The 2,843-nt window shown below is 58.6% G+C and carries 4 protein-coding genes and 1 pseudogene; 3 read left to right on the top strand and 2 right to left on the bottom strand.

What is annotated here, in order from left to right; translation table 11 throughout:
- The 3 genes and pseudogenes from NX05_RS19775 to NX05_RS19765 all read left to right on the top strand — a co-directional run.
- Positions 1–309: pseudogene (locus NX05_RS19775) on the top strand (hypothetical protein); the annotation flags it as partial.
- 10 nt (positions 310–319) lie between these two features.
- Complete coding sequence (locus NX05_RS19770; RefSeq protein ID WP_039438731.1) at positions 320–640, top strand: hypothetical protein; 321 nt, start codon at positions 320–322, stop codon at positions 638–640.
- A 1-nt stretch (position 641) separates the two neighbouring features.
- Complete coding sequence (locus NX05_RS19765; RefSeq protein WP_039438729.1) at positions 642–1,973, top strand: zonular occludens toxin family protein; 1,332 nt, start codon at positions 642–644, stop codon at positions 1,971–1,973.
- A 19-nt stretch (positions 1,974–1,992) separates the two neighbouring features.
- Here the strand turns inward: NX05_RS19765 and NX05_RS23270 are convergent, their stop codons facing one another.
- Entirely contained in the window at positions 1,993–2,304 is a 312-nt protein-coding gene (locus NX05_RS23270) for a chloride channel protein (protein ID WP_080765171.1), read from the bottom strand.
- A gap of 66 nt (positions 2,305–2,370) precedes the next feature.
- Positions 2,371–2,754 (bottom strand): hypothetical protein, encoded by a 384-nt coding sequence (locus NX05_RS25065; RefSeq protein ID WP_039434277.1) that lies wholly within the window; start codon positions 2,752–2,754, stop codon positions 2,371–2,373.
- Positions 2,755–2,843: the final 89 nt, after the last annotated feature.

Here is a 2,843-nt window from a genome sequence, read left to right as displayed (position 1 = left end):
GGCGATGATCCTGGCGCGGGTGCACCGATGGGTGATCTGTATACCAAGAGCGACAAGACAGTGGAGTCGGTTGTGTCCAAGTTCGCGGCCCAGGTGCGCGCTACGCCCATTGCAGGTGGCATCGCAAGTTTTATGACGGTTCCGTCTGGCGGATCGTGTCCCGTGTTTACCTTGGGTGCGTCGAGGTTCTGGGATGCCATGAAGATTGATTTTCACTGTAGTGGCACGTTTCTTGGGTTTCTGCGTGCGTGTGGGTGGGTCATTTTGGCGATTGCCGCGTATGCGGCGATGCGCATTGCTGTCACATAAGGGGCGCGGTATGCAAGTTGGTTGGTTCAGTGATCTAACTGCATGGATTTGGAAGGCTGTCAAATTGATTTGGCAGGCGTTCGCCGATTTCATTGGCGACCTGTTTGTGATGTGGCTCGATCAGATGCTCTCGGCGGTTCTCTACGTGATTAACTTGCTGCCGATGCCTGATTTCATGAAAGGCCAGAGCATTGGCGGCATGTTGGGAAATGCAGGCAGCACGATCTTGTGGTTCGCCGACGTTTTCATGATTGGGCCGTCGCTGGTTGCCATTGGCGCTGCGATGATCTTCTACTTGTTGCGTCGCGTGTTGACGCTTGGGATTTGGTGACATGCTCGTTTTCAACGAAGGCGTACCGCGTGCCGGCAAGAGCTACGACGCGGTAAAGCATCACATTCTTCCTGCGATCAAGAAGGGGCGTCGCGTCTTTGCACGTCTCAACGGCTTGCGTCATGACCGCATTGCCAAGCACCTGGGCATGCAGGAAAAAGACGTGCGCGATCTGCTCGTGCTGGTCGATACGAAGGACGTGGCGAAGCTGTTCGCATGCACCCAAGATGAGTCGGGCAAGTGGTGTATCCCCGATGACTTCAAGGATGCGCTTGTGGTGATCGATGAGGTCCACGAGTTCTACGTCAACGAGCGCAAGCCGCTTGAACCGGCTGTTGAGAATTTCTGGGCGCTGCTCGGTCAGAACGGTGGCGATGCGGTCATCATGACGCAGTGGATCAACCGCCTGCATTCAGCGGTCAAAGCACGTATCGAGAAGAAAAACACGTTCCAGAAGCTCACTGCCGTTGGCATGAAAAGCCGGTACCGCGTGACGTATTTCCACACCACGTCGCCCGGCAAATTCGAGAAGGTGGGCGGCCAGACGCTCAAATACGATTCGGCGATTTTTCCGTTGTATGACGGCTATGCGCCTGGTGCGGAAAACACCGAGGTCTATGAAGAAGGCGGCAAAAACGTTTGGGCCGCGATGGCGGTGCGCGCCGTGATTTTTCTGGTGGTTGGCGGCGTCGGGCTTTATTTCTTCGCCAGCTACTTCAACAAGGGTAAACAGCCACCGCATGCCGCTGCTGCTGGTCCGTCATCGACGCCAGCGGTCGGGCAGGTTTTCAAGCCGGGCGAGCTGGTGTCCGCACCTGGGCAGCAGGCCGTTGCGGCGGTTGTGGCTGATCCGCTCGCCGATCTGACGCCGGAACAGCGCTATGTGATCGAGCTCGCCGCAAAGGGTCGCATTCGTGTTGCTGCCATTGCGCAGGTTGCCGGGCATGATCGTGCGTGGCTCCAGTGGATCGACACGTCGAATATCGTGCTTGAGCAACTGGACCTTGCCCAGCTTCGCGCATTGGGCTTCGATGCGACGGTGCAGCCATATGGTGTGCGGCTTGTTGCGGGCAAGCACACAGTGGTGGCGACGGCGTGGCCGTGGCACGAGCCAGTGCGCGAGCAGGATCCACGCCTCTATAACACCTCGCCTGATGGCAAGAGCGACGGCGCTGCTGGCGTTGCGACCGCAGGGAGTGACGCCGGTGGCGCTGATCGCGATCACCAAAGAAGCGGCGTGATTGTGCATGTTCCGCGCAGCCTCGGCACGTTCCCGGAAAGCAAGCCCTATCAGACGACCACAAGCACGCCGGCTACCACGTTGGACATGTAGTTTCGTGACGCGTCACGATTCAGCACGCATCGTTCGGCAATTCCTGCCATCCGTTCGACAGTCGCCGGAAACGCTTGTGTTGAATGCATCGTTCGTCCGATTCCAACGGCCTTAGTTGCAGCGGTGCCGGCGCTGCGTGCTGGTAGCGCGGCGTGTATAGCCGTTGTGGTAGTGGTGTTGGTGATCCTGCGCTGACGCTTCGGAATGTGAAGTAGCCCAGGCACAGCGCTACGATCCCTGCAAAGGCTGCAGTCATCAGCTGGCCTACGAAGATGCCCAGGGCGATTTCCCACCAAAGCCCATCGTGGTTGTTCTGCGGTCTGTAGCTCATACGGTCCCCAATGACGATGAACCGGCATTGTAGGGGTGTAGGGGCATCGCCCCTACGGATAACGCTTCACCCGCGCCGTGGACCTCGTGGCCTACGCGTGTGCCGGACCACCCGCGCTCGATCGGCGGACCCCGCGCCATCCACCACTGATGACCGCTTTTCACGCCTGCGCCGGAGTACGTCCCGCAGGTAGATCACTTCTGCGCTTTGAGACAAACGCGACCCCGGAGACCTTGTGGCAGTAGGCGTTCGCGGGTTCGCCGAGCGGGTATTGCGTTCTTCAGACATCATCAGCGACCACTCCCGTGCGATGGCACAGGTCAGCGCCCAGTACCGCATGCCGCACGGCTCGATGTCGTAATTTTCTGGTGTGAAGAATCGATGTCCCTGAAAACCAAAACCGGCCCAAGGGCCGGTCAGGTCTACGCGTTCGTAGGTGTCAAACGTCATTGTCCAGTCCGCTTCCTGTGGAGGGACCAGCAGTGATAGGCCGCCAGGGCGCACAGGAGCGTCAATGTAGCGACTTCGCATAATGTATA

The organism is Xanthomonas vasicola, from assembly GCF_000772705.2.
Taxonomy (GTDB): Bacteria; Pseudomonadota; Gammaproteobacteria; order Xanthomonadales; family Xanthomonadaceae; genus Xanthomonas; species Xanthomonas vasicola.
The sequence above is the reverse complement of the archived record's forward strand: the minus strand, read 5'-3'. Positions and strand labels throughout refer to the sequence as shown.